The 24,717-nt window shown below is 51.2% G+C and carries 20 protein-coding genes; 18 read left to right on the top strand and 2 right to left on the bottom strand.

Annotation, left to right across the window (positions count from 1 at the left end; translation table 11 throughout):
- Positions 1-11: 11 nt before the first annotated feature.
- From ACYVJQ_RS13075 to ACYVJQ_RS13040, 8 genes are all read left to right on the top strand, one after another.
- A complete protein-coding gene (locus ACYVJQ_RS13075; RefSeq protein WP_460893526.1) occupies positions 12-1,310 on the top strand; it encodes an amidohydrolase family protein in 1,299 nt (432 codons plus the stop codon).
- 336 nt (positions 1,311-1,646) lie between these two features.
- Positions 1,647-4,625, top strand: a complete 2,979-nt coding sequence (locus ACYVJQ_RS13070) for a PAS domain-containing sensor histidine kinase (RefSeq protein WP_460893525.1) — start codon at positions 1,647-1,649, stop codon at positions 4,623-4,625.
- Between the two features lie 258 nt (positions 4,626-4,883).
- The gene (locus ACYVJQ_RS13065) at positions 4,884-5,450 is read left to right on the top strand and encodes an RNA polymerase sigma factor (RefSeq protein WP_460893524.1); all 567 of its coding nucleotides are present in this window, start codon (positions 4,884-4,886) and stop codon (positions 5,448-5,450) included.
- The gene (locus ACYVJQ_RS13060) at positions 5,428-6,768 is read left to right on the top strand and encodes an outer membrane beta-barrel protein (RefSeq protein WP_460893523.1); all 1,341 of its coding nucleotides are present in this window, start codon (positions 5,428-5,430) and stop codon (positions 6,766-6,768) included. Before ACYVJQ_RS13065 ends, ACYVJQ_RS13060 begins: the two co-directional genes overlap by 23 nt.
- Positions 6,769-6,959: 191 nt before the next feature.
- Positions 6,960-7,424, top strand: a complete 465-nt coding sequence (locus ACYVJQ_RS13055; RefSeq protein ID WP_460893522.1) for a CHRD domain-containing protein — start codon at positions 6,960-6,962, stop codon at positions 7,422-7,424.
- Positions 7,425-7,476: 52 nt separating this feature from the next.
- Positions 7,477-7,866 carry a hypothetical protein gene (locus ACYVJQ_RS13050; RefSeq protein ID WP_460893521.1) on the top strand — a complete coding sequence of 130 codons (390 nt, stop codon included), beginning with the start codon at positions 7,477-7,479 and terminating at the stop codon, positions 7,864-7,866.
- A gap of 6 nt (positions 7,867-7,872) precedes the next feature.
- Positions 7,873-8,451: a YceI family protein gene (locus ACYVJQ_RS13045; protein ID WP_460893520.1), complete on the top strand. Its 579-nt coding sequence runs from the start codon at positions 7,873-7,875 to the stop codon at positions 8,449-8,451.
- Positions 8,448-9,362 (top strand): DUF5777 family beta-barrel protein, encoded by a 915-nt coding sequence (locus ACYVJQ_RS13040; RefSeq protein ID WP_460893519.1) that lies wholly within the window; start codon positions 8,448-8,450, stop codon positions 9,360-9,362. The genes ACYVJQ_RS13045 and ACYVJQ_RS13040 overlap by 4 nt, the downstream gene beginning before the upstream one ends.
- A gap of 121 nt (positions 9,363-9,483) precedes the next feature.
- Here ACYVJQ_RS13040 and ACYVJQ_RS13035 read toward each other — a convergent pair whose 3' ends face one another.
- Positions 9,484-10,740 (bottom strand): PQQ-dependent sugar dehydrogenase, encoded by a 1,257-nt coding sequence (locus ACYVJQ_RS13035; protein WP_460893518.1) that lies wholly within the window; start codon positions 10,738-10,740, stop codon positions 9,484-9,486.
- 328 nt (positions 10,741-11,068) lie between these two features.
- On the opposite strand from ACYVJQ_RS13035, the gene ACYVJQ_RS13030 reads away from it, so the two are divergent.
- From ACYVJQ_RS13030 to ACYVJQ_RS13020, 3 genes are all read left to right on the top strand, one after another.
- Entirely contained in the window at positions 11,069-11,464 is a 396-nt protein-coding gene (locus ACYVJQ_RS13030; RefSeq protein WP_460893517.1) for a group III truncated hemoglobin, read from the top strand.
- A 39-nt stretch (positions 11,465-11,503) separates the two neighbouring features.
- Positions 11,504-11,941: an RrF2 family transcriptional regulator gene (locus tag ACYVJQ_RS13025; protein WP_460893516.1), complete on the top strand. Its 438-nt coding sequence runs from the start codon at positions 11,504-11,506 to the stop codon at positions 11,939-11,941.
- Between the two features lie 157 nt (positions 11,942-12,098).
- On the top strand, positions 12,099-12,494 hold the full coding sequence (locus tag ACYVJQ_RS13020; protein ID WP_460893515.1) for a cupin domain-containing protein: 396 nt from the start codon (positions 12,099-12,101) through the stop codon (positions 12,492-12,494).
- 164 nt (positions 12,495-12,658) lie between these two features.
- Here the strand turns inward: ACYVJQ_RS13020 and ACYVJQ_RS13015 are convergent, their stop codons facing one another.
- On the bottom strand, positions 12,659-13,021 hold the full coding sequence (locus ACYVJQ_RS13015; protein WP_460893514.1) for a hypothetical protein: 363 nt from the start codon (positions 13,019-13,021) through the stop codon (positions 12,659-12,661).
- Positions 13,022-13,643: 622 nt separating this feature from the next.
- Between ACYVJQ_RS13015 and ACYVJQ_RS13010 the strand changes: the two genes are divergently transcribed.
- From ACYVJQ_RS13010 to ACYVJQ_RS12980, 7 genes are all read left to right on the top strand, one after another.
- Positions 13,644-14,297 (top strand): dienelactone hydrolase family protein, encoded by a 654-nt coding sequence (locus ACYVJQ_RS13010; protein ID WP_460893513.1) that lies wholly within the window; start codon positions 13,644-13,646, stop codon positions 14,295-14,297.
- A 214-nt stretch (positions 14,298-14,511) separates the two neighbouring features.
- Positions 14,512-14,940 (top strand): hypothetical protein, encoded by a 429-nt coding sequence (locus ACYVJQ_RS13005; protein ID WP_460893512.1) that lies wholly within the window; start codon positions 14,512-14,514, stop codon positions 14,938-14,940.
- 39 nt (positions 14,941-14,979) lie between these two features.
- Complete coding sequence (gene pta, locus ACYVJQ_RS13000) at positions 14,980-17,085, top strand: phosphate acetyltransferase (RefSeq protein WP_460893511.1); 2,106 nt, start codon at positions 14,980-14,982, stop codon at positions 17,083-17,085.
- An 11-nt stretch (positions 17,086-17,096) separates the two neighbouring features.
- Entirely contained in the window at positions 17,097-18,308 is a 1,212-nt protein-coding gene (locus tag ACYVJQ_RS12995) for an acetate/propionate family kinase (protein ID WP_460893510.1), read from the top strand.
- Between the two features lie 702 nt (positions 18,309-19,010).
- The gene (locus tag ACYVJQ_RS12990) at positions 19,011-20,027 is read left to right on the top strand and encodes a GntR family transcriptional regulator (protein WP_460893509.1); all 1,017 of its coding nucleotides are present in this window, start codon (positions 19,011-19,013) and stop codon (positions 20,025-20,027) included.
- Positions 20,028-20,304: 277 nt separating this feature from the next.
- On the top strand, positions 20,305-23,187 hold the full coding sequence (locus ACYVJQ_RS12985; RefSeq protein WP_460893508.1) for a glycosyl hydrolase: 2,883 nt from the start codon (positions 20,305-20,307) through the stop codon (positions 23,185-23,187).
- The gene (locus ACYVJQ_RS12980; protein WP_460893507.1) at positions 23,184-24,596 is read left to right on the top strand and encodes a family 43 glycosylhydrolase; all 1,413 of its coding nucleotides are present in this window, start codon (positions 23,184-23,186) and stop codon (positions 24,594-24,596) included. The genes ACYVJQ_RS12985 and ACYVJQ_RS12980 overlap by 4 nt, the downstream gene beginning before the upstream one ends.
- Positions 24,597-24,717: the final 121 nt, after the last annotated feature.

Raw genomic sequence — 24,717 nt, 5'->3', positions numbered from 1 at the left:
CTGCCACCAACATGCAAAAACGATTAACGCTGGCCGCAGCCCTGCTGCTGGGTGCCTCTTCGGCCTGGGCCCAGGTACCGGTGCCAGCCAATAAACAAACCAACCCCACGGTACTTACCGGCGGCATCCTGCACGTAGGGAACGGGCAGGTAGTGGAAGGCGCCGCCGTGGCGTTCAGCGGGGGTAAAATCATCTATGCTGGTCCGGCTGCGGGCTTCAAGCCCAACGGCGCCACCTATGAAACGGTGAACGTGGCCGGCAAGCACATTTACCCGGGCATGATCCTGCCCAACAGCCAGATTGGCTTAACGGAGATTGAATCGGTGCGCGCTACCTTAGACCAGCAGGAAGTAGGTTTGTTCAACCCTAACGTGCGGGCCGTGGTAGCCTACAACACAGATTCAGACATCACGCCCACGCTGCGCTCCAACGGGGTGCTTATGGCCCAGGTAACACCCGTGGGCGGCATGATCTCCGGGTCTTCGTCGGTGGTGCAGCTGGACGCCTGGAACTGGGAAGACGCCCTGGTGAAAGCCGATGGCGGGGTGCACCTTCGCTGGCCTGCTTTGGTGCCGGCTTCCTCAGATAATTCGCCGCAGGTGGCCCAGCGCCGCCAGGCCCGGCAAACCGGTCTGCAGGAACTGGAGGCCCTTCTGGCCGAAGCCAAGGAATACCGCAACCAGAAAAACGACCGCGAAAACCTGAAGCTTGCTTCCATGACCGGCTTGTTTGACGGCACCAAAAAGCTGTTTATCCACGCCGACTATGGCAAGGAGATAGTGGAAGCCGTACGGTTCGCGCAGAAAGCCGGCGTAAAGGAAATGGTGATCGTGGGCGGCGGAGATGCGCTGGTGGTGGCTGATTTCCTGAAGGAGAACAACATTCCCGTGATCTACTCTGGGGTGCACGCCCTTCCGGCCCGCGCCGGCGATGACGTGTATCTGCCTTACAAGATGCCGGGCTTGCTGCAACAGGCCGGCCTGCTGTTCTGCCTGGACTATGACGCCAGTCTGCACGGCTCGCGTAACCTGCCCTTCATTGCCGGAACGGCAGTGGCCTTCGGGTTGCCCAAAGAGCAGGCTTTGTCTTCGGTGACTTTGAATGCCGCCAAAATTCTGGGGGTAGACAAGCAGGTAGGTTCTGTGGAGGTAGGCAAAGACGCCAGCATTGTGGTGTCTGAGGGAGATATCCTGGACATGCGCACCAACAAGATCAGCCACGCGTTTATCCAGGGCCGCAAGCTTAATCTTACAGACAAGCAGCAGTACCTCTACCAGAAGTTCAACAACAAATACGAACAGGGAAAATAACCCCTGGCATAGGCTGTAAACAGAAATGCCCCTATTTTAAGGGGCATTTCTGTTTTAGGGCTGTTTTACCAAAAACAGCCCTAAAACAGAATCTTATAGATTTGAATTGTCGGTTAATGTTGTCTCCAGGAGTGAACGGTTTGGCCCATGCAAAACAGCTGGCAGCGGTAACGCCATGGAGCGATCCCGGGAATTGGGAGTGGTTATGTATTTCTGGTTTACTAAAAGGCAAGGCCTTGATTAATACTTTTTTACTGAGGACTAAAATAGTATTAATTCTATAATTCAACTACTTTTGCATCCCCCTAAAACCTTACACAATACTTGATCTTATAAATGGAAGAAGCAGGAAGCAATACCACAGGGGATAAGGAAGAAACGGCCCCTCAGACAGAGGTGAGGCTGGAAATCTTAGAGGCCTTAGTGGAGCATAGTTCCCAACCTATGCTGCTGTCTGAGCCCAGCGGGCGTATTCTGTTAGTGAATCAGGCTTTTTGTGATCTTTTGGGGCAAACCAAGGAGCATGTGTTGCAGGTGGGCCGGGCCGGCTGCATTGATCCCACAGACCTGCGGTGGAAAGAATCGCTGGCTAAAAGGAGTAAAGAAGGTTACTTCAAAGGCGAGCTTAACCTGCTACACCTCAACCAGGAGAAAATTCCGGTGGAATTCATGTCACGGGAGTTTGTGTCTTTTGGCAAGGTTTATACCAGCGTGAACGCCCGGGACCTCCGGAAAGAAAAGGAGGCGCAAGCCATTATTGCGCGCCAACACCAGGTCCTGGAAAAAGACCTGATAGATTTCCAGCTCATTCTGGACCATTCTGCTGATTTGATTGGGTCTTTTGCCTTAGACGGTACCATTATCTACATGAATCGGGCCGCCGAGACGGTATTGGGGTATTCCCCCCAAGAAATGGTGGGGCGTAACTACCGTGAGTTCATACATCCAGAGGATATTTCCGCCACGGAGGAAGATACCAGGCTTATCCAGGTAGGCGACATGACCACCCAGTTCAGCAACCGGTACGTTCATAAAAATGGATCTTTGGTGTACCTGTCCTGGGTTTCCACCTTTTCACCGGGTCAAAAAATGGGGTATTCCATGGGGCGTGACGTTACCAAAATACGCCAGCAGGAACTACAGATCCAGGAAAGCGAAAGCCGTCTACAAGCGCTCCTGCTCAGAGGCTCAGATATGATTGCCATCCTCTCTGAGGAAGCCATATTTACTTTTGCCAGTGCTAATTCTGAGAAGGTGATTGGCGTGCCTAAAGAAGACTTTATAGGTAAAAACGTCTTTGATATGATTCACCCGGAGGATCATGCCGAGGTGATGACTTGTTTAGAACAGGTCTTGAAAGGCGAGGTGGTAGATACCAAACCCTTCAGGTTTATGGGAGGGCAAGGCGAATGGCGCTGGCTGGAATCTTACGTCACCAATTGCCTGGATGTGCCTAACATTCAGGGTATTGTGGTCAATAGCCGAGACATAACGCTGCGCCGTAAGCAGGAAATGCTGCTGGCTGAAAGCGAGCAACGGTACAAGGCTCTGTTTGACTACAACCCAGACGCCGTTTATTCACTTAACAAGGAAGGAAAGTTTACCTCCGTGAATGAGGCCGTAGTGAATATGCTACAGGTACCCCGGGAAACCCTCCTGCAGATGGAATTCAGGGATTTATCCTCTCCGGATTCTTTGGAGGAAGATAACCTCAATTTTGAGAAAGTAATGCGCGGAGAGCCGGTTACTACTGAGACTCCGCTTTACATACCAGGCCGGGGCACCTGCTATTTTACCTTTACGGTCATGCCCATTGTCATCAACGGCGAAGTGGTGGGCGCCCATGGCATTGCCAAGGATATCACGGCTTCTAAAAAACAGCAGTTCCTGTTGGAGACCACGGCCAAGCGGCTTGACTCTACCCTTAAAAGTATTAAAGACGCCTTCTTTACCCTGGACCACGCCTGGCGGTTCACCTACCTGAATAAGGGATTTGAAGAAATCATGGAGGTGAGGGCCGAAGAACTGCTGGGCCAGGACATCAGAGCCATCTATGACCCGGAGCAGTTCGGGAATTTCTTTGTCTGGTATGAGAAAGCCCTGGCAGAGAAGGTACCCGTCCATTTTGAGGGATTTTCCAGCCCCCTGGGTATGTGGTTGGATGTGAGCGCCTTTCCTTCTGAAGAAGGCCTTACCGTGTACTTTAGGGAAATAAATGACCGCAAGAAGGCAGAGGAAGAACTAAAGAAACTCTCGTTGGTGGCCAGTAAAACCGTGAACTCTGTGTACATCACAGATGACGAGGCCCGGGTGGAGTGGGTGAATGAAGGGTTCACCAGAATCACCGGCTATACCCTGGAAGAAGTGCGGGGCCGTAAACCCGGCGATCTATTGGCCGGTCCTGAAACCAATGCCAACAGAATTTCCACCATTAGGGAGAAGCTGGTGTTTGACAAGCCCTTTGTGCAGGAGGTGCAGAACAAGAACAAGGCCGGCGAGGTGTACTGGTCCAAACTGGACGTGACCCCCATCATTGATGAGCAAAGCGGCGGTGATAAAAAATTCATTGTCATTGAAACCGTGATCACCGAGCAGAAAAAGGCGGAGGAGGAACGGGCTCAACTCACCGAGGAATTATTGCGCCGCAACCGCCACCTGGAACAGTTCACGTACATAGTGTCCCATAACCTGCGGTCTCCGGTGGCCAATATCATGGGTCTCACTTCCCTGCTTAACGCCACAGAAAGCCCCACGCTGCAGGAAGGCATCACTGCGCGCCTGAAGCAAACCGCCCAAAACCTGGATAACATCATCAGAGATCTCAATGAACTGTTGAGCTTGCAGGCGGGCGTGTTGGAAGAACGCGAAAAGTTCTCGTTACCAGAGGTGGTGGACCAAGTCTTGCAGGTCTTGCCCGGGGAATGCTACGGCGCCATTAAGGTGCACCTGAACGGCGTGCAGGAAATAGGCTCTATTAGGAGCTACGTGAGCAGTATCTTGTCTAACCTGCTTACCAACGCCGTAAAGTATAAATCACCTGACCGCGCCATGCAGCTTTCCATCACCGCAGAACTCTTGCAGGAGGGAGAACTCCTCTGCCTTTCTGTTGCGGATAACGGGCTGGGCATAGACCTGGATAAACAGGGCAAAAACCTTTTCGGGCTCTACAAACGGTTCCATTTCCATGTCTCAGGCCGGGGGTTGGGCCTTTACCTGGTCAAAACCCAGGCCGAGGCGCTGGGTGGCTACGTGACTGTAGAAAGTGAACCAGACAAGGGCTCCACGTTTAAGGTCTTTATCAAAAATTCCCGATAGAAGAACATTTACTTATAGTTAGTCAAAAAGAGGCCTTGTGCCTCTTTTTGCGTTTTAAGCCTGTTTTTGGCAAAAGAGGCTTAAAACGCTAACCAGCTTTTTCTGAGCTTAAACAGACCGAGATAGAACTTCAGCCATTTCACTTTAAACCCATCAAGAAAGCAATAGGGGAAATCTTTAAAATAGTTTACTTTTTTTTATGGAGGCAGGCAACCATTCGCGAAATTAGTACGTGATGGGGGCGCAAATAAGGAAACAGTGAGCTATACCGAAAGCCAGCAAGTGGAAGAGCTGCTGACCGGGTGTTTAAACAACAGCCGCGAAGCCCAGAGAAAGCTATACCAGCATTTCTACGGCTATGCTATGAGCGTTTGTATACGGTATTGCAAAGATACAGAAGAGGCCAAAGAGGTCTTAAATGACGGGTTTATGAAGGTGTTCACCAAACTGAAGCAGTACAACCACGACAAGCCTTTCAAAGGCTGGGTACGGCGCATCATGATCAACACCGCCCTGGACAACTACCGCCATAACCTTAAATATTACCATGCCTCTGATATAGAGACGGCCCCACCCATAGCTGACACGGCAGACACCATCAGTAGCCTCAACTATGAGTACCTGATTGGTTTAATCCAGCAGCTGTCACCGGCCTACCGAACCGTTTTCAATTTATATGTGATTGATGGCTATACCCATGATGAAATAGGAGAGATACTGGGCATTTCGGCTGGGACATCCAAATCAAACCTTTCAAAGGCTAGGGCTAACCTGCGCGAAGTGCTTAAAAAGAACAAGGTAGATGAATTTGAACAATATGTCTGATCAGGAACTAGACCATCTGTTCAGGGAATCGGCTGAACGGTATACTCCTCCCTTTGATCCGGAGGCCTGGCAGGCTATGGACCAAATGCTGGATACCGTCCAGGGCCAGGAGGGAGGCTGGTTCAGGCTGTATTACCGCTACCTGCTGCTTTTACTTTTAGTGGGAATAGGCCTGGTTCCGGTGTTTTACCTGTCGTTACAGCCCCAAACCCAGGCTATCTTGCCCGTAGCCCGGCAGGAAGGGCAGTTAAACCAAGCCCCAGCCAGCTATTCCTCTTTACAGAAGAAAATAGCCCAGGCAGACAACCGAGCGCAAGTAGAGCCGGTAACCCAGCTAAAGCCAACTACTCAGGAAGCAGATTCCAGAAGTATCAATCTTATAGAAGCCGATGTACCCTCTACGGCACCAGTGAAGGTTACTAATCAAGGAAAAAGAAGCCTACGATGGCTGGTGAATCAGAAAACCCCAAGGCTAATGCCTGCCCCCGAGGCAAAAGCACTGGAGGAGAAGGGGAAGGAAGAACGGGCAAACACGTTCAGGGAGGGTACCCAATTCGTGTCCCTTGGCCTCCAGGATAGTGTTTCCCGCCTTTCGGAACCAATGTTGGCTGAGAAGGTTCTGAACCCGACTCCCGTGCAAAACGTCCTGCAGCCGGCTAATCCAGACACCTTAGCCGGGGAAGAAAAAGCGAGTCCAGAAGCCAAACAAGCGCAGTTTTTGCGTTCCGTTTCTTTGATGGTAGCCGCCGCGCCTGATTTTACGACCGTTAGATTAAAAGACGCCCAGGCCGTTAGCATGAACTGGGGCCTGTTGGTGGCGGTACCGTTGGCCAAGAAGTGGAGCCTGGTTACTGGGGTTATGTACGCCAACAAGAAATACACAACTCCGCCTGAAGAATACACCTGGCCAAGCGCCTACGCCAACATAGATTACCAGACCGTGGAGGCTACGTGCCAAGTACTTGATATCCCGGTGAATCTGCAGTATCAGGTTTGGGAAAAAGGCCAGCACAGCGTGGGCGTAGCGGCGGGACTTTCCAGTTACCTCATGCTTAAGGAAGAATACTATTCCAGTTCGCCGGCAGGCTACGGGTACGGGGCCAAGACCTATAACTGGGAGGTAGACAATAAGAACCGCCATTGGTTTGGCGTACAGAATATCTCCCTTCACTATTCCAGAGCCTTTCCTTCTGGCATAGCCCTGGGGGCGGAACCCTTCGTCAAGATTCCCCTTCAGGGAATTGGGGCGGGCAAAGTGAGGCTGACAAGCGCGGGCGTGTTTTTTACGGCAGGCTACAAATTCTCCTTAAAACCTTAATTCTTTTCGCTTAAAGGCAATGACAAAACACAACCAAAATTGTGTGAACGGCCCTTTGTTGCCTCTATTTTTTGGCAATTAGGCCTAAAACGATAAGAAGAAATATGTGTAAATTGCTAATATACAACGAGTTGCCTGAATTTTGATTTTGCTGAAATAAGTATTTTTCCATTTAACCTAAAACCATAGTCATGAAAACCAAAACTCCAATTCTCCGGGTATTTTCTGTTCTATTTCTGGCGTGCGCCCTTGTTACCGTGGGCTGTAACGATGACGATGATGACGACAAGGTTCCTTCCAACCAGGTGATGTTCAAAGATAGTACCCTTACCGGTGCCCAGGAAGTGCCGGCCAATGCGTCTCAGGCCACAGGCACGTTCAAGGGCACCTATAATAAAGACACCAAAATCCTTACCTACACCATCACCTTCGCGGGCATCACGCCTACCAACATGCACTTCCATAAAGAGGCAGTAGGAAAAAGCGGTCCGGTGGTTATTCCTATCAGTGGCCCTTATACCAGCCCCATTAATGGCCAGACACCGGCCCTTACCGCAGACCAGGAAACAGACCTACTGGCTGGCATGTGGTACGTGAATGTCCATAGCGCACAGTTTCCGGCCGGCGAGATCAGAACCCAGGTGGTTCAGCAATAGCAACAAACAAGAAACAGCCTATTACGCACCTATAACTTAAAACCTGATTCTTATGAGACTCTCTTTGCGCTTGTCCCTCGTTTTCCTTCTTTTCTCTTTCAGCTATGCCTGCTCCAGTGACAAGGAAGAAGATGTCACGCCCACGCCAACCCCTAATCCGCAGCCGCTGCAGTGTGATACCAATAACATCACCTATTCAGGCACGGTGGCCGGCATCATTGCCACCAACTGCAACTCTTGCCACAGTACTGCCATTGCCACTAATGGGGTGGTGCTGGATACCTATGCGCGCCTGAAGCAGTACGCAGATAACGGTAAGCTTTTGGGGGTGATCAACCATGCACCAGGCTTCCCGCAAATGCCCCAGGGGAGCGCCAAGCTCTCTGACTGTACTATAGCCAAGATCAAGAAGTGGGTAGACGCCGGCGCGCCTAATAACTAAACTGCCATGAGATACCAATGCATGATGTTGCTGCTGATAGGGATGGGGCTGTTTTGGGCGCCGCCCCTGGCCCAGGGCCAAAGCCGGTATTACACCAAAACAGGCTTTATCTCCTTTTTCTCTAAAGCCCCTTTAGAGGACATAGAGGCACAAAACCGGCAGGTGGTTTCTTTCCTGGATTTTAAGACCGGTGATCTGGTGTTCAGCGTGCCCATGAAAGCCTTTGAATTCAAGAAGGCCTTGATGCGGGAGCATTTCAATGAAAACTACGTGGAGTCGCACCTTTACCCTAAAGCCACCTTCAAGGGGAAGGTCCTACAGATTCAACAGGTCAACCTGGCGCAGGATAACCTCTACAAGGTGGTTATAGAAGGGGTGCTTTCCATCCATGGCGTGGACAAGCTGCTCAGAACCAATGGTACCCTGCAGATAAAAGGAGGCCAGGTGCAGGGCAAGTCTACGTTCTCCGTAACGCCCCAGGAATTCAATATCCAGATTCCGGCTTTGGTAAAGGAGCATATTGCCAAACAGATTGATATCACAGTAGACATGTTGTATGTGCCTTACGTCGCTAAAAGCCTATGAGAGGGATCAAAAACGTCATCTTTACCGGTCTGCTTCTCCTGGGGTTGGCGCATACCGCCGCGGCCCAGGATGACCTGCTTAAGTTAGCCGAGGCCCAGGACAGCAGTAAGGGAGAACCCACCCTGGCCACGTTTAAGGGAACCCGGCTGGTGAATGGCCACACCGTGGAAACCAATGGCCAAGGCACGCTGCTGTTTCTTATTTCCCACCGATTTGGGACCCTGAACAGCGGGGCCTATAACTTCTGGGGCTTAGACCAGGCCACCATCAGGCTGGGATTGGAATACGGGGTTAATGACCGGTTAACCGTAGGCATTGGCCGCAGTTCCCTGGAAAAAACGTATGACGGCTTTCTCAAGTACCGCGTGGCCTACCAAAAGCCGGCGGGGCTGCCGGTTTCAGTGACCGCCTTTGCCAGTACGGCCCTGAAATCATTGAAATGGCCGGAAGAGGAAACAAACCATGATTTTGCCCATCGTCTTACCTATACCTACCAGGTATTGATAGCCCGCAAATTCTCTGAGCGCCTTTCTCTACAGGTTTCGCCTGCCCTGGTACACCGTAACTTGGTGGAAACGCCCTCCGGCGAAACCAACGTACTGGCCGTAGGCGCGGGGGGAAAGTTCAAGATCACCAAGCGCACCTCCTTTAACGCCGAATACTTCTACCTTCTGCCCGGGGAAACCGCTGATACTTACCGGAACACCCTGTCTTTGGGGGTAGACATAGAAACCGGGGGCCACGTGTTCCAATTAATGGCCACCAATGCCCAGGGCATGATTGAGAAGTTCTTCATCCCCCAAAACGCCGGTAGCTGGAGCAACGGCGATATCTACTTTGGGTTCAACATCTCCCGGGTGTTTGGGTTAAAGGAAAAGAAAGGGTGGGAAGCCCCCGCTTCTGTTAAATAGAAAAGGTGAATGTAGTGCCATAGTGGTGCGGCCTCCGTTTTAAGCCTGTTTTTTGAAAAACAGGCTTAAAACGGAGGCCGCTATTTTTGGAGGATATTATGGGACGTTTAACCAGGATTCCCTATTGGCCCGGGGAGATTTTCCAGAGCTCGCCGTTGGTTTGGTCTGTGACAATGTAGAGGGCGCCGTCTGGGCCCTGGCGCACGTCGCGTATACGTTGGCCGCGCTCGGTGAGCAGGTGCTCTTCACCAGTCACCTTGCCGTTCTCAATACGCAGGCGCACCAGCCGTTGGTCTTTCATGCCGCCCACAAACAGGTTTCCTTTCCATTCTGGGAACGCGCTGCCCGTATAGAATTGCGCGCCTGAAGGGGCAATGACTGGGTCCCAATAATACACGGGTTGCTCAAAACCAGCTTTGGCGGTGACGGCGTTAGGCACCGGCTGGCCAGAATATTCCTCGCCGTAGGTGACCAAGGGCCAGCCGTAGTTCTTGCCTTTTTGGATCAGGTTGAGCTCATCGCCGCCCTGGGGGCCCATTTCCACTACCCAAAGCTTGCCTTCGGGGTCAAAAGCGGCGGCCTGCACGTTGCGGTGCCCTACGGTCCAGATCTCTGGGAGGGCGCCCGCCTGACCCATAAAGGGATTGCCGGGGGCCGGCGCGCCGTCTGGGGTAAGGCGCAGGATTTTACCCATGTGGCTGTCCATGTGCTGGGCCTGCGGCCGAATCTCCAGGTCTGAACGCTCGCCCAGGGTCATATACAGCATTCCGTCTGGGCCAAACGCCAACCGGGACCCGAAGTGCATGGTGCCGTCATAGGTGGGCATGGCCCTGAAAATAACCTTTACCTGGTCCAGGCTTTTCCGGTCTTGAGAAAGTACCCCGCGGCCTACGCTGGTAGCGTTTCCGCCTTGGCGGGGTTCAGAAAAACTCCAGAAAATGGTACGGTCAGTGGCAAAAGAAGGACTGAGTGCCACATCCAGCAAACCTCCCTGCCCGCGGGCGTCTACCTTAGGCAAGCCCATAATAGGTTCCCCCACCTGGCCCGTGGCTGATATGATCCGGAGGCGGCCCGGCTTTTCGGTGACCAGTAGGTTGCCATCGGGGAGGGGTTCAACGGCCCAGGGTTTCTCCAATCCCTTGGCCAGCACGTCTACTTTAAACGCAGTAGTGGACTTTATGCCACAGATGCGGGTCTGGCCCTCAAAGGCCGGTTTCTGCTCAGGGGCATTGGCCACGCGGGTTTCAAGGGGCGTGCAATTGGCCTGGCCGGTAGGGGATGCGGGGGCAGTATCCTGGTTGATGGCCTTGTTGTTGCAACCCGTGAAGAGCAGCGCCAGAAAAGCTACAAGAAGAAAAGAAAGTGGTGGTAAATGCATAGGATAGAGGTTAGTGGGTTGAAGAGACTAGGTGAAACCATAATGCCAAAGTGATCCTTCTGTGAGCACAGAGTCTTTCCTTTTAACCTGTAATTTTGGCAAAGGTTTACTTCTGGGAAGGTTGCCGGCATGGGTAGGTGGCCTCTTACCCAGAAGAAGGACGAAGGAGAAGGAGCTTGGGCGGTTTTCAGAATTCCCTATTTAAGATAAACTTATCCTTTTTAATTTTTGTTGGTACCTTTGCATAGCAGGGGTTTTGATTCAGTTGGCTGGAAAGGCCGACTTGCCTGCCTCTGTAACAGCCCGTTCACGCAATACCATTTGTACCATGGCACTAAAAAAAGACATTACCGGTCTAGAAGATATTAAAGTAATGGTAGATGAGTTCTACGGTCTGGTGCGCCAGGACGAGTTACTCGCGCCCATCTTTCTATACAGGTTGAATACCCACTGGGAGCCACATCTGGAGAAAATGTACACCTTCTGGAATGCCGCCTTGTTTGGGCAGCGCGGTTATACCGGCAACCCTTTCGCCAAGCACGCCACCATGCCCGTTGAAAGCGAGCATTTTAAGCGCTGGCTTTCCTTGTTTAACGCTACCATAGACACGTATTTTGAAGGGCCCGTGGCCGAAGAGGCCAAAGCCCGCGGGTTTATCATGGCCACCAACTTTGAAAGACGTATTGAAGGCATTAAGGGGGCAGATACGGTCACCCTGGTTTAGAGTTAAGACGCTTAGATTTTTTACCACAGACAACGCAAAATGATTTCAAAAGCATGTAAGTACGGAATCAGGGCGGTGGTTTTTGTGGCTTCCAGGACCGAAGCAGGGCTGAAACTGAACGTAAGGGACATTTCCAGGGAGGTAGACGCGCCCGAGGCCTTTACCGCCAAAATTCTGCAGGTCCTTAGCAAACACCAACTCATTTCGTCCCTTAAAGGTCCGTACGGTGGCTTTTACCTCACTGACGCCCAGTTGGAGCTTCCCCTGTTGCAGATAGTAGAAGCCATTGATGGCATGACTATCTTTAAGGAATGCGGTCTGGGCCTGAAACAATGCTCAGAAGTGCACCCTTGCCCCATGCATGACCGGTTCAAGGCCGCCCGTGAGGCCCTTAAAGACGTCTTTGCGAAAACCACCGTCCGGCAACTGGCCCTGGAACTGAAAGAAGGTACTTCCTTTATCACCAATCTGGCCTAAACTTCGCGCCTGGGCACCTTATCAGAAATTCTTTCCCCCATTAAAAGAAAGACAATTATTCAGGTGCTTTCCATGGGAAGCCAAGGATAACGGCGCAGGCAATCAGGACGTACACCTGTGCGTACCCGCCTCCTGCGCCCCTTAACCCAATGCCGCTATGGAAGAAAAATCAAATGAAGCCACGCCCCAACGCCCCTTAGGCGATAGGCCCCTGGATGCCGCCCAGGTTGTCATGGACCTGCCCGGGTTTATTGCCCAGATCAAGCAGGAACAGCCCTGGCTGAACAGTGACCGCAACGCCATCACCATCTTTAAAACCGACGGCCTGCGTCTGGTACTCATTGCCCTGCACGATGGGGCCTTCATGAAAACCCATACCGCGCCCGGCATTTTAAGCGTGCAGGTACTGGAAGGCGAACTGGATTTTACTGCCGATAACCAAACTTCCCGGCTTACGACAGGACAGTTGCTGGCCCTGCATGCCGGTATTCCGCATAGCGTGTTGGCCGTTAAGGAATCTGTTTTCCTGCTTACCCTGGCGGGAGGGAAGTAACTTGTTTCTTTTGAAAAAGAGAAAGGCTGTGTAGACCAGCGCAAGACAATACGTTTTTATCCATCGGGAAGAAAACCTGCTTTAGGCCTGTTTTTCTGAAAACGCCCTTAAAACAGAAAACCCCTCCTGGAAGCAAGAGGGGTTTTCTGTTAAGACTGTCTAAATTACTCATCATTGGGCTTGGCCGCAGCCTTGGCTGCTTTCCTGGCTTGCTTGTCAGAGTTATTTTTGGTCTTCTGGGCTTTGGCTTCCTGTCTGGAAGCTTCTTTGGCCGCATACACCGCCTCGTGTTCCTGGCGGTTGGCGGCTTTGGTGTTTTCTTTGGCTGTTTTGGCCTCTTCGCTGGTAGGCTTTTTGAGATCCTTGGCGGCCTCTACCTGTTTCTTGTCTGCTCTTTCTTTTGCTTCTACAGACTCTTTTTCCAGCTTCATCTCCACATCATTGTGGGTTACCTGGGCAAACGTGGGTAAAGCAAAACAGCAGAAGAAGCAAGCAACTAAAATGACTAGTAAAGTTCTGGTTTTCATAAGAATAGGGTAAAGTTCTAGGCGATTTTATATACGGCTTCCAGCAAGAATCATCTGAAATCAACGTTGAAAAGAAAACATCTACCAATAGACTGGCGTGTTTCTGGCCTGTTTTTACGGGGCTAAAATAGTAAAATCCTTTGCGGAAAGTGGTGATTTCTTTTCAGACGATAGGGAAAGATGGAGTTCTACGTCTTTAGAGTAATCTCGCCCTGGCTTTCTACCTGCCTTTTACAATGCAGCTGAGTTGGTTTATGATCTGGATATGCTTCTTTTTTCAGCCCTAGTTACTCTTTGGTAATAAAGAAGCCGCAAAACCGGCGTCACCTGAAAAAGAGTGATGTTATCTTAAAGTCAACCCATTAGTAAGCCCTTTTTTCAGGAGCCCGTAAAAAGTAAGGACAACGATCCATTTGCTCCCCCTTATATAGCCGATGCCGTCGGAAGCCTGGAAGTCGGAAACCAGGAACTATCCAGCCTCCGGCTGATGTGGGATTTGGCTTGAACAGCGTTTTAAGGCTGTTTTCCAGAAAACGTGCTTAAAACGCATGATGCCCCTTTCACCGCCCCACGGTGCCTGTTGTTACCGCAGCCTCACTGCCACCTTTTCATGCCCTGGTCTATGACACAACCTTATCTTATCCATACTGAAATTGAGATCCCGGTGGGGGAGATCACCCTCATCGGGAATTTGAACTTACCTTCCCCGGCCCAGGGGTTGGTGGTGTTTTCGCATGGCAGCGGCAGCAGCCGGCACAGTTCCCGCAACCGCTACGTGGCCAAGGTGCTGGAAGACCTGGGCTTTGGCACCTTGCTTTTTGATCTGCTTTCTGAGGAGGAAGACCAGCTTTACCAAAACTGGTTTGATATTCCCCTGCTCACTCAGCGGCTGGTCACCATATCACAGTGGCTGGCGGGGCTTCCGCAGTTAAAAGGCTTGCCCGTGGGGTACTTTGGCGCCAGCACCGGGGCGGCCTCGGCCCTGGGCGCGGCCGCCAAGCTGGGCAACCAGGTAAAGGCCGTGGTGTGCAGAGGCGGGCGGCCAGACCTGGTGTTGTCGGTGCTGCCGCAAGTGTTGGCTCCCACCTTGCTAATTGTGGGGGAAAAAGATGAAGAGGTGATCTCCCTGAACGAGCAAGCCTACCGGGCCCTTAAAAAAGCCGAAAAGGAGTTGTTCATCATTCCCGGGGCCTCCCATTTATTTGAAGAGAAAGGAACCCTGGAAGAAGCCGCCCGCATTGCCTCTTCGTGGTTTGAGCAATACTTGACTAGGTAACCTTCGCCCAAGAGGCGGGGGAGAGCGCTCCGTTTCGGGGCCGTTTTTCTAAAAACGGCCCCGAAACGGAGTTCCTGCTTTTAGGGCAGCCTGGTGTCGCCGGCGCCAATGCTGGCGGGGCCAAAATAATGATGAGAATCACCTCCTGGCTTGACCGCCGTTGCTTCATAAGACCTGGCCGGGGCCTAGCTTTGCATCATTAAATCCTGATGCCATGAAAAATACCATCGCCTACGCAGAATTAAATGAAGAATTACAGGAGCTGTACCTGGCCGCCAAAGTTTGGGTGTCTGAGCTGGAGTTTCTGGACCGGGAAGCCGACTTCCTGAAAAGACTGCTCACGACGGCCCTGTTGCCAATGGTGCAGCGCGATACCCTGGACAAGGTCTCTGAAATCCAACTTTTAGGCATGAAAACCGCTAAAAAGCAGGAGGCACTAAAAAAAGAACTGGGCTTGTATCTCCAGCGCCTTGAAACGTATATATCAGATTCTGACCAAAAAATGGATTTCTCTATTGTGGAGGCGCAGTCCTCGCTGGCGGCCCAGGTGGCGCAGGTGAAATGGGATTTGGGGGCCTTGAGAATTCAGGTTTTTCATTTATCCAGGGAAGAAAAAGACGAATACAGCACGCTTAAGAATTAATTTGCTCCTTTATTGCCGGTGTAAAAGCCTTATTCAGTCATGACCAACTCCATATTCATAGCCTCTGCTGAGCCCTACAGCGGAAAGTCAATTATTGCCCTGGGCCTGGTAAACATGTTGCTGGGGAGAGCGCAGAAGATTGGCTATTTCAAGCCAGTGATCAATACAGATGCCACAGAAAGCAAGGATGTCCATATCCAGGCGCTGTTGCACCATTTCGGCCTTCCCATTGCCTATGAAGACGCCTATGCCTTTACCGGTACTGAGGTGATGCGGCATTTTGAGAATGAGAGCCAGGGCCTCATGATTGACACCATCATCAGCAAGTTCAAGAAACTGGAGGCCCAGTGCGATTTTACGGTGTTGGAGGGAAGTGACTTTGTAGGGGAGGGCACTGCCTTTGAGTTTGACCTGAACGTGCTGGTCGCCAAGAACCTGGGCACGCCGGCTATTCTGGTAGTGTCTGGCGAAAACAAAACCCCCGCCCAGGTAGCACAGGCCACGCTTAGTTTCCTGCATAATTTTGAGGCCCGCGACATACGGGTGCTGGGCATTGTGGCCAATAAAGTGAATCCCTCTGATCTGGAAACAGTCCAGGAACTGATCAGTAAACAGTTGCCTGAGGAAATTATCCTGTCGGTAATCCCGATGGACAAAGGGCTGCAGAACCCCACCATCAAAGATATTTTCCAGAGTCTGGGCGGTAAGCTGATCTTTGGGGAAGACCACCTTTCCAACCAGGTAGACAACTTTGTGACCGGGGCCATGCAGGTGCCCAACTTCCTCAACTACCTAAAGGAGAACGTGCTTATTGTCACACCCGGTGACCGCGGCGATATCATTATCTGTTCGCTGCAGGCCAACCTTTCCTCCAGCTACCCACGCATTGCCGGTATTGTGCTTACCGCCGGTTCAGAGCCTGAGGAGCCCATCATCAGGTTGATCAATGGCCTGCAGAATGTGGTGCCCATCATGTGCGTGAAAACAGGTACGTTTGAGACCATCACCCAGATTGCCGCCGTCAAGGCCCGCATTACCCAGGACAACACCAAAAAGATACAGCTGGCTATTGACACTTTTAACCGCAACGTCAATACCGGTGCGCTGAACGCCCGGATGGCCGCCTACCATTCAGAAACCATTACGCCGCACATGTTTCAGTACCAGCTGGGACAATGGGCTAAACGCCAGCGCAAGCACATTGTATTGCCCGAAGGCAATGATGACCGCATTCTGCGCGCGGCGGCCCGCCTGGTGGCCCAGGATATTGTCAAGCTTACCTTGCTCGGGAATCCGGCGGAAATCCTTGCCTCCTTCAAGCGCCTTGGCCTGGATATTGACCTAACCAAGGTTACCCTCCTGGACCCACCCCACGCGCCCCAGTTTGACGCCTACGTTGAAACGCTCTATGAACTGCGCAAAGCCAAGCAAGTAACCCCTGAAATGGCCCGTGACCTAATGTCTGATGTGTCTTACTTCGGGACCATGATGGTCTACAAAGGTGACGCTGACGGCATGGTTTCTGGCGCTATCCATACTACCCAGCATACTATACGGCCAGCCCTGCAGATCATCAAGACCAAGCCGGGCATCTCCACGGTTTCCTCTGTGTTCTTCATGTGTCTGGAAGACCGGGTATCTGTCTTCGGCGACTGCGCGGTGAACCCCAATCCAACGGCTACCCAACTCGCGGAGATCGCCATCTCGTCAGCAGAGACCAGCATGCGGTTTGGCATTGAGCCCCGGGTGGCCATGCTTTCCTACTCGTCCGGCACCTCGGGGGTAGGGGAAGAGGTGGAGAAAGTACGCCAGGCAACCCAACTGGTCAAGCAGCTTCGGCCCGATTTGAAGGTGGAAGGCCCGATCCAGTATGATGCGGCGGTAGACCCGGAGGTAGGCAAACAGAAAATGCCTGATTCTGAGGTAGCCGGTAAGGCCAGTGTGCTGATCTTCCCAGACCTGAACACGGGCAACAACACCTACAAAGCCGTACAGCGTGAAACCGGGGCCTTGGCCATTGGCCCAATGCTGCAGGGGTTGAACAAACCGGTCAATGACCTGAGCCGCGGTTGTACGGTAGAGGATATTTTCAACACGGTCATTATCACGGCTATCCAAAGCCAGGAAAGTGGCCAAACCACGTAAGCAGACCAGTCATGAATATTTTTGTCATAAACGCCGGGAGTAGTTCGCTGAAATACCAGTTGTTTAAAATGCCTGCTGAGCAGCCCATTTGTGTGGGCTTGATTGAACGCATAGGCTTGCCTGGCTCTATCATTACCCACAAGGTATTCACCGGGGGTCAAGAAAAGGCAGTGCGCGAAGAGCTTTCCCTGCCAGACCACCAAGCGGCGTTACAGGAAGTAGTGAAACTGCTCACCGAGCCCGGCACCGGCGTTATTCAGGATCCCGCAGAGATAGATGTGGTGGGGCACCGCGTGGTACACGGCGGCGAACGCTTTTCAGATACTACTATCATTACGCCCGATGTGAAGGAGCAGATCAAAAACCTGTTTCATCTGGCCCCGCTGCATAACCCCGGCAACTTCCAGGGGATAGAGGTGGCGGAAAAACTATTCCACAAGGCCACCCAGGTGGCGGTGTTTGATACGGCCTTTCACCAAACCATGCCTGAAAAAGCCTACCGTTACGCTATTCCGGCCAATTTTTACACAGAGCACGGGGTGCGGGTCTATGGGTTCCATGGCACCAGCCATAAATACGTGGCCGCCAAAGCCGCCGAATACCTGGATAACCCCAACGCCAAGGTCATCACCATTCACCTAGGCAATGGTTGCAGCATGGCCGCCGTGAAAGCTGGGGTTTGCATAGACACCAGCATGGGCTTCACCCCCCTGGACGGGCTGATCATGGGCACCCGGTCGGGGGCCATTGACGCCTCAGTGGTGTTCTATCTGGCCTCAAAAGTAGGCCTGCCCATGGAACAGATTGATAACCTCCTGAACAAGAAAAGCGGTATGCTGGGCCTGACCGGCTCCAGCGACATGCGCGAAGTGCAAAAAGCCCGCGAAGCCGGTGATCCAGCCGCTATCCTGGCCTATGAGATGTACGCCTACCGCATCCAGAAATACATTGGTTCTTATGCCGCGGCCCTGAATGGGGTAGATGCGGTGGTCTTTACCGCCGGCGTAGGAGAAAATGATGCCCTTACCCGCGAACTGGTTTGCCAGAATATGGAGTTCCTGGGTATTCACCTGGACGCTTCCCAAAACGCCCTGAGAAGTGCCAACCTCCGGGAGATCAACACGCCTGCCTCTACCACCAAGGTGCTGGTAATCCCTACCAACGAGGAGCTGGAGATTGCCAACCAATGCTGCCTGCTTTTGGCCGAGGTTCAAGAAAAATAAGGAGAGCAGAAATCCGGAGGAAGTCTTCGGGAGACCAATTAGGTTCATTTAAATTCAAAAGCCGTTTTGGGCCTGTTTTTCATAAAACAGGCCCAAAACGGCTTTTGAATTTTAGGTTAGGTAAAGAGGTGATTCCTGGGTGATCTAGGGCATGGAGAGACGATGCAGATCACTTGCCTTAATTTAAGAAAGTCGGGCCTTCCAAAATGGCGGGGCAATGTTTCGGCGGCAAAGAAGTAGTAGGAGAGTTGGATTATTTTAAAGAAACACGGTTGGAGGAATCCAAGGAACTCAGAGAAACGAGAGAAGATAGATGGGTACTAGCAGAAAACAGGCCTTTGGCAAGCTTCAAAGAAGAAAGTATTCCGGCACTTTCCTTCCGCTTGCAAAAGGTTCATAATGTTAGTTTGGGGTAAGAATAGCCGGTTTTTTACATTCAGGTGATAGAAAGGAAATAATTTAATTATAAATTTTTTATAAAAAAGAGGTATAGTGGAGAAGAATTTCTTAAATTTCATTTGAAAGCCATAAAATTGAATAATCCTTAATTAAAACCTGGTGAACCGCTTACGGAAAAATTAGAAACATACAGGGGAAGAGAAGAAATAAGGCGGAAGCCTGTTGGTTCTGGAATTTCCGGATAATAGAGATGACTCCCCTCTGTTTACGTTTGCTGGTTACCTATTTATTTAACTCACCTCCATGGAACTGCTGGATAAAATTGACGCCTCATCTGCCACCCCTAAATACCTGCAGGTGGTAAATGCCGTGATCAAAGACATAGAATCCGGAAAATTAAAGCTTGGCGAACGGGTTCCTTCCATCAATGAGACCAGTGAGATGTATTACCTCTCCCGGGATACCATTGAGAAAGCGTATAAAGTTCTTCGCCAGAAAGGAGTAATCAGTTCTGTGAAAGGAAAGGGTTGCTACATCAGTAAAAGCTTCTCTGTAGACAAAACCCGTGTGCTGTTGCTCTTCAATAAGCTAAGCGCCTATAAAAAAGCCATATACTATTCCTTCCTGAAAGTGGTGGGAGAGGAGGCGATCGTGGATCTGCATATTCACCATTATGATGGCAAGATCTGCGCCAGCCTTATTCAGGAAAACCTGGATAAATATGACTACTTCGTGATCATGCCGCACATTTCCTCTAATACGGAAATGTTTACCCAGGCCATGAAGCAGATTCCGGAAGAAAAACTGGTCTTGTTAGACAAAGATACCAAGGAATACAAAGGCAACTGCGCCGCCGTATACCAGGACTTTGAGCGCGATATTCGGGTGGCCCTCCATTCAGGCCTTGATCTGTTAAGCAAATACAAGCGCTTTGTGCTGATCTACCCCAGGGAGATTTCCTACCCCTTTGAGATTGTAAAAGGGTTCCGGCAATTCTGCCGAGAAATGTCAATGGAGCATGAGGTGAAAGGCTCTACCGAGAATGAGGCAGTCACCCCGGGCACCGCCTATCTGGTACTGGAAGAGTCTGACCTGGCTAATCTGATAACAGATGCCCGGGCCAGAAACTTGGCACTGGGCAAAGATATTGGGTTGATTTCCTACAATGACACGCCTTTAAAGAGAATACTGGATGATGGCATTACGGTGGTTTCTACGGACCATGAACTGATGGGCGAAACGGCAGGCTACATGGTAAAACACAAGCTCAGGGAGAAAATCCATAATCCGTTTACTTTGATTAGAAGAAGTTCACTCTAACAATAACCCAAGTACTTAAGCGCACCCCAGGGTGCGCTTTTTTTATGCCAAGGTTTAAGAAGTTAACCCTATTTACTTGTAAAGCAAACTGGGTAATGGCAAGATACATTCTGTTGAATAGCTAAGGCTGGTGATTCCTTAATTGGAAGGAGTTTCCCATGCAGGTTACAGCAGGATAATGGAATACCTCAGGATGTATAGCTTTAGAGCAAGATTCCAATGTAGGGCCAAATTCAGAGCTGGCCTTTCGGTTGCATTATTTATGACACTCCCTCGCATGACCCACCAATATAAATTTATCGCCTCCCTGGTTTTGTGCGGTAGCCTTTTACTCCAGTGCCGGCAGCCGCAGGTATCTTCTGTAGGAGCAGACGCAAGCGCTTCAAAGCAGACGCAGGAAGCCCAATGGCCGGAGGTGAAAAAAGAAAACCGTCCCTGGACCCGCTGGTGGTGGATGGGCAACGCGGTGGATGAAAAGAACATAGACCGGTTGCTTACCGAGTACTCTAAGGCAGGCATTGGCGGAGTAGAGATTGCGCCCATTTACGGGGCCAAAGGACATGAGGCCAAATACCTTGAATTCCTGTCGCCGCAATGGATGGGTATGCTGGATTTCACGGTAAAGAAAGCCAGTAGCCTCCAAATGGGTGTAGACATGACCCAGGGGACCGGTTGGCCGTTCGGGGGACCGCAGGTAACGCCTCAGCACGCTGCTTCCAGGCTGATTTTGCAAAAGTATGCCCTAAACAGCGGGCAGGCTTTACAGGAAACCTTGGAGGTAAGTGATCCTAAACAAAGGGAAATGGGTGCGGTGCTGCAGGCAGTGATGGCCTACAGTGACAAGGGAGCCATCCTCAACCTGACAGATAAAGTGAGCCCCCAGGGAAAGCTTACCTGGAAAGCGCCTGCCGGCATCTGGGAGATTTATGCCGCCTTTAACGGAAAGACCCGCCAGACGGTGAAAAGGGCGGCCCCGGGCGGGGTGGGGTATACGCTAAACCACCTTTCCAAAGAAGCCACGCAAGCCTACCTGCAACGGTTTAGCCAGGCTTTTAATGGCAGCAACCATGGGGTAAGGGCGTTTTACAATGACAGCTATGAAGTCTACAACGCAGACTGGTCCGCTAATTTTTTTAATGAGTTTCAGAAGCGCAGAGGCTATGACATGCGCCCATACCTGCGGGAACTGGTAAGCAAAGAAACCACAGACCACATTGCCCGTCTCAAATCTGATTACCGGGAGACCATGGGCGAAATGCTCTATGATAATTTCTACGGGCCCTGGAATGAGTGGGCGCACCAACACAAAAGCCTGACCAAAAACCAATCGCATGGCTCGCCGGGTAACCTCCTGGATTTATATGCCGCTGTGGACATTCCGGAGTGTGAGACCTTCGGGTCCAGTTATTTCCCTATTCCTGGCCTGCGCCGTGACAGTGCTGATGTGCGCAATGTGGACCCAGACCCCATCATGCTGAAGTTCGCGTCTTCAGCGGCGCATGTAGCCGGTAAGAATCTGGTATCCAGTGAGACTTTCACGTGGCTGGGAGAGCATTTCAAAACCTCTTATTCGCAAATGAAGCCTGAGGTGGAACAGGTGTTCCTATCTGGGGTAAACCATGTTTTCTACCACGGTGTCACGTACTCCCCCGAAGAAGTGGCCTGGCCGGGTTGGTTGTTTTACGCATCTTTGAACATGACGCCAGCCAACAGCCTCTGGCCCCAGTTCAACGGGTTTAACCAATACATTACCCGGGTACAGTCTGTTTTGCAGTCAGGTAAAGCAGACAATGAAATACTGGTCTACTGGCCCATTCATGAGGTGTGGGGCAAGCCGGAGAAGATGGAGATGATGATTGGCGTGCACGAGGTAGATAATTGGTTGCACCCTACCCAATTCTACAAGCAATCTAAGCAACTAATGGAGGCGGGCTATTCGCTTGATTTTGTTTCAGACAAAATGCTGCAGGAAGCCAGCGTGCAAGGCAACCAGATTGTAACCGCCGCCACCGCCCCAACCCATAAAGTGCTGGTGCTGCCCCAAAGCAAATACATGTCTCTAGCCACCTTTGAGAGAGCCGTCCAACTGGCCAAAGAAGGCGGCACGGTGATTATAGAGCAATTACCCACTGATGTGCCCGGCCTGCAGGAGCTGGAAAAAAGAAGGCAGAGGCTGAAGGGGCTAACCCAGTCACTCTCCTTCACAGACGCCGGCCACGGAATCAGGCAATTAAAAACCGGGAAAGGGGAGATTTTGCTATCTCAAGACATTTCCAAGGCCTTGGCCTTCAAGGATATCCAGCGCGAAGCTTTAACCGATACTGGCCTTAAATTCATCCGGAGGAATCTTGGTACCGGCAAATATTATTACCTAGTAAACCATACCGCCAAAGACATTGATAGCACCATTCCCTTGAATCTAGCCGCTTCTTCGGTGGTTATCCTGGACCCTCAAAGCGGGGCTGCCGGAAAGGCAACTTCCAGCAAAGGCAAGGAGAAAACCATGGTAAGGGTGCAGATGAAGTCTGGGGAAGCATTGATCCTTAAGGCTACTGCCACTGCCCCTAAAGAGGTGTTGGCTTGGCAGTACCTTGATAATGCAGGAACGCCTCTGGAAATAAAAGGAACGTGGGCTTTGACCTTTACCCAGGGAGGACCAGCGCTTCCGGCGGCCCAGAAACTGACCCAATTGAAATCCTGGACAGAATTGGCTGACAAAAACGCCGAGGCCTTCTCGGGCACCGGCGAATACAACCTCACCTTTAATCTGCCCTCCAAAAAAGCCCAGGAATATGTCCTGGATTTAGGAAAAGTAAGCGAAACCGCCAAGGTCTGGATCAATGGGCAAGAGGTAGGCTACCTGAACAGTATTCCCTTCCAAGCCCGGGTGGGACAATACCTGAAGCCCGGTAAAAACACCTTGAAAATTGAAGTAGCGAATTTGATGGCCAACCGCATCAGGCACATGGACCAAAATAAAATCCAGTGGCGCAATTACCATGAAATCAACTTCGTGAACATTAACTACAAACCCTTTGACGCCTCTGTCTGGAAGCCCATGCCGTCTGGTTTGTTAGGTCCGGTTACCCTTACGCCTTATAGTGGTGCTGCCAAGTCTGCGGTTTCAATGCCCACTGGAGGCCAGAAAACAGCCCAATGAGACATCGGTTATCCTTCTCGCTTTTCCTGGCGCTGCTTTTTCTGTTTGCAGCCCAAGGGAGAGTAGTGGCGCAAATGAAGGCCATTTATTCGGGCGTGCCCTGGTTTGATGACAAAGGCCAGGTGGTGAGTGCCCATGGTGCCAACATCATTCTGGACAAAGGCAAGTTTTACCTTTTTGGTGAGGCCCATACAGACACCAGCAATGCCTTTGTTGGCTTCAACTGCTATTCTTCAAAAGACCTCTATAACTGGAAATTTGAAAGTATTGCCCTACCGGTTCAACCTACCGGCAAACTGGGTTCCAACCGCGTAGGCGAACGGCCTAAAGTGATGAAGTGCCCCAAAACCGGGGAATATGTCATGTACATGCACGTAGACACGCTGGGCTACAAAGACCAGTTTGTTGGCTATGCCACGGCCAATACCGTTGCCGGGCCTTACACGTTTAAGGGACCTTTGCTGTTTAATGGAAAGCCCATCCGGAAATGGGACATGGGAACGTTCCAGGACCAGGACGGCGTAGGGTATGTGTTGATTCACGGAGGTCTCATTTACCAGCTTAGTGAGGATTACAAAAGCACCACGCAGCTCGTGAACAATGGCTTTGGGTCTGGGTTTGAGTCACCGGCCCTGTTCAGGAAAGACAGTATCTATTATTTCCTTGGCTCGCACCTCACCAGTTGGGAACGCAATGACAATGATTACTACACCGCTACTTCGCTAAAAGGACCCTGGACCAAGCGTGGGTTTTTCGCCCCGGAGGGCACCCTTACCTGGAACTCCCAGACTACCTTTGTTTTGCCCATCACGGGTTCCAAAGACACCACCTTTATGTTTATGGGCGACCGATGGTCTTATCCCAAGCAGGCCTCAGCGGCAACCTATGTGTGGCAACCACTCACTATTTCTGGCACTTCCCTTTCTATTCCACGGTACCAGCAAGCCTGGCAGGTAAATCTTAAAACCGGGGTCGCCACAAATCAGGAGGCCGTGGGAAAGACCCTTGAGAACACGGACAAAAAGAAAATCACCTACACCGGAAAATGGAAACATACCGCTGCTGAGACTTTGTCTGAGAGTAGTACTGAGGCAAAAGACGCTTCCTTTTCGGTGACTTTTACTGGCACTCAGATAGGCGTATTTGGCCTGTCCCGCCCAGATGGCGGCTATGCCCGGGTAACGCTCCGCAACAGCAAAGGAAAAACGGTACTGTCCTCCATCATTGATTATTATAGCAAGTATTCCTCCCCGGGGCTTCGGTTCCAAAGTCCGGTTCTGCCTAAAGGCACTTATACCTTAACTGTACAGGTTATGGGGGAACGCGGGAACTGGTCAGACAAAAAGAAAAATAACTACGGCAGCACCGGCTATTTTATCTCCCTTAATAAGGTGAAAGTCAAGAAATAGGCCATTTTTTGGTCAAAAGGTTTTGGTAGCCGATGGGTGTGGTATGTAAATAAGCCAGGCTAGCTAGATTTGGAAAGAAAGGGGGAACCAGAAAATTATCTTCTGCTCCCCTTTTTTGTTT

It is taken from the genome of Rufibacter soli, assembly GCF_054781795.1.
The sequence above is the reverse complement of the archived record's forward strand: the minus strand, read 5'-3'. Positions and strand labels throughout refer to the sequence as shown.

What these genes read in the sequence shown, in the direction of transcription:
- ACYVJQ_RS13075 (WP_460893526.1), top strand. Translation starts at nt 12, where the DNA reads ATGCAAAAACGATTAACGCTGGCCGCAGCCCTGCTGCTGGGTGCCTCT.
- ACYVJQ_RS13070 (WP_460893525.1), top strand. Translation starts at nt 1,647, where the DNA reads ATGGAAGAAGCAGGAAGCAATACCACAGGGGATAAGGAAGAAACGGCC.
- ACYVJQ_RS13060 (WP_460893523.1), top strand. Translation starts at nt 5,428, where the DNA reads ATGAATTTGAACAATATGTCTGATCAGGAACTAGACCATCTGTTCAGG.
- ACYVJQ_RS13055 (WP_460893522.1), top strand. Translation starts at nt 6,960, where the DNA reads ATGAAAACCAAAACTCCAATTCTCCGGGTATTTTCTGTTCTATTTCTG.
- ACYVJQ_RS13050 (WP_460893521.1), top strand. Translation starts at nt 7,477, where the DNA reads ATGAGACTCTCTTTGCGCTTGTCCCTCGTTTTCCTTCTTTTCTCTTTC.
- ACYVJQ_RS13045 (WP_460893520.1), top strand. Translation starts at nt 7,873, where the DNA reads ATGAGATACCAATGCATGATGTTGCTGCTGATAGGGATGGGGCTGTTT.
- ACYVJQ_RS13040 (WP_460893519.1), top strand. Translation starts at nt 8,448, where the DNA reads ATGAGAGGGATCAAAAACGTCATCTTTACCGGTCTGCTTCTCCTGGGG.
- ACYVJQ_RS13035 (WP_460893518.1), bottom strand. Translation starts at nt 10,740, where the DNA reads ATGCATTTACCACCACTTTCTTTTCTTCTTGTAGCTTTTCTGGCGCTG.
- ACYVJQ_RS13030 (WP_460893517.1), top strand. Translation starts at nt 11,069, where the DNA reads ATGGCACTAAAAAAAGACATTACCGGTCTAGAAGATATTAAAGTAATG.
- ACYVJQ_RS13025 (WP_460893516.1), top strand. Translation starts at nt 11,504, where the DNA reads ATGATTTCAAAAGCATGTAAGTACGGAATCAGGGCGGTGGTTTTTGTG.
- ACYVJQ_RS13020 (WP_460893515.1), top strand. Translation starts at nt 12,099, where the DNA reads ATGGAAGAAAAATCAAATGAAGCCACGCCCCAACGCCCCTTAGGCGAT.
- ACYVJQ_RS13015 (WP_460893514.1), bottom strand. Translation starts at nt 13,021, where the DNA reads ATGAAAACCAGAACTTTACTAGTCATTTTAGTTGCTTGCTTCTTCTGC.
- ACYVJQ_RS13010 (WP_460893513.1), top strand. Translation starts at nt 13,644, where the DNA reads ATGACACAACCTTATCTTATCCATACTGAAATTGAGATCCCGGTGGGG.
- ACYVJQ_RS13005 (WP_460893512.1), top strand. Translation starts at nt 14,512, where the DNA reads ATGAAAAATACCATCGCCTACGCAGAATTAAATGAAGAATTACAGGAG.
- pta (WP_460893511.1), top strand. Translation starts at nt 14,980, where the DNA reads ATGACCAACTCCATATTCATAGCCTCTGCTGAGCCCTACAGCGGAAAG.
- ACYVJQ_RS12995 (WP_460893510.1), top strand. Translation starts at nt 17,097, where the DNA reads ATGAATATTTTTGTCATAAACGCCGGGAGTAGTTCGCTGAAATACCAG.
- ACYVJQ_RS12990 (WP_460893509.1), top strand. Translation starts at nt 19,011, where the DNA reads ATGGAACTGCTGGATAAAATTGACGCCTCATCTGCCACCCCTAAATAC.
- ACYVJQ_RS12985 (WP_460893508.1), top strand. Translation starts at nt 20,305, where the DNA reads ATGACCCACCAATATAAATTTATCGCCTCCCTGGTTTTGTGCGGTAGC.
- ACYVJQ_RS12980 (WP_460893507.1), top strand. Translation starts at nt 23,184, where the DNA reads ATGAGACATCGGTTATCCTTCTCGCTTTTCCTGGCGCTGCTTTTTCTG.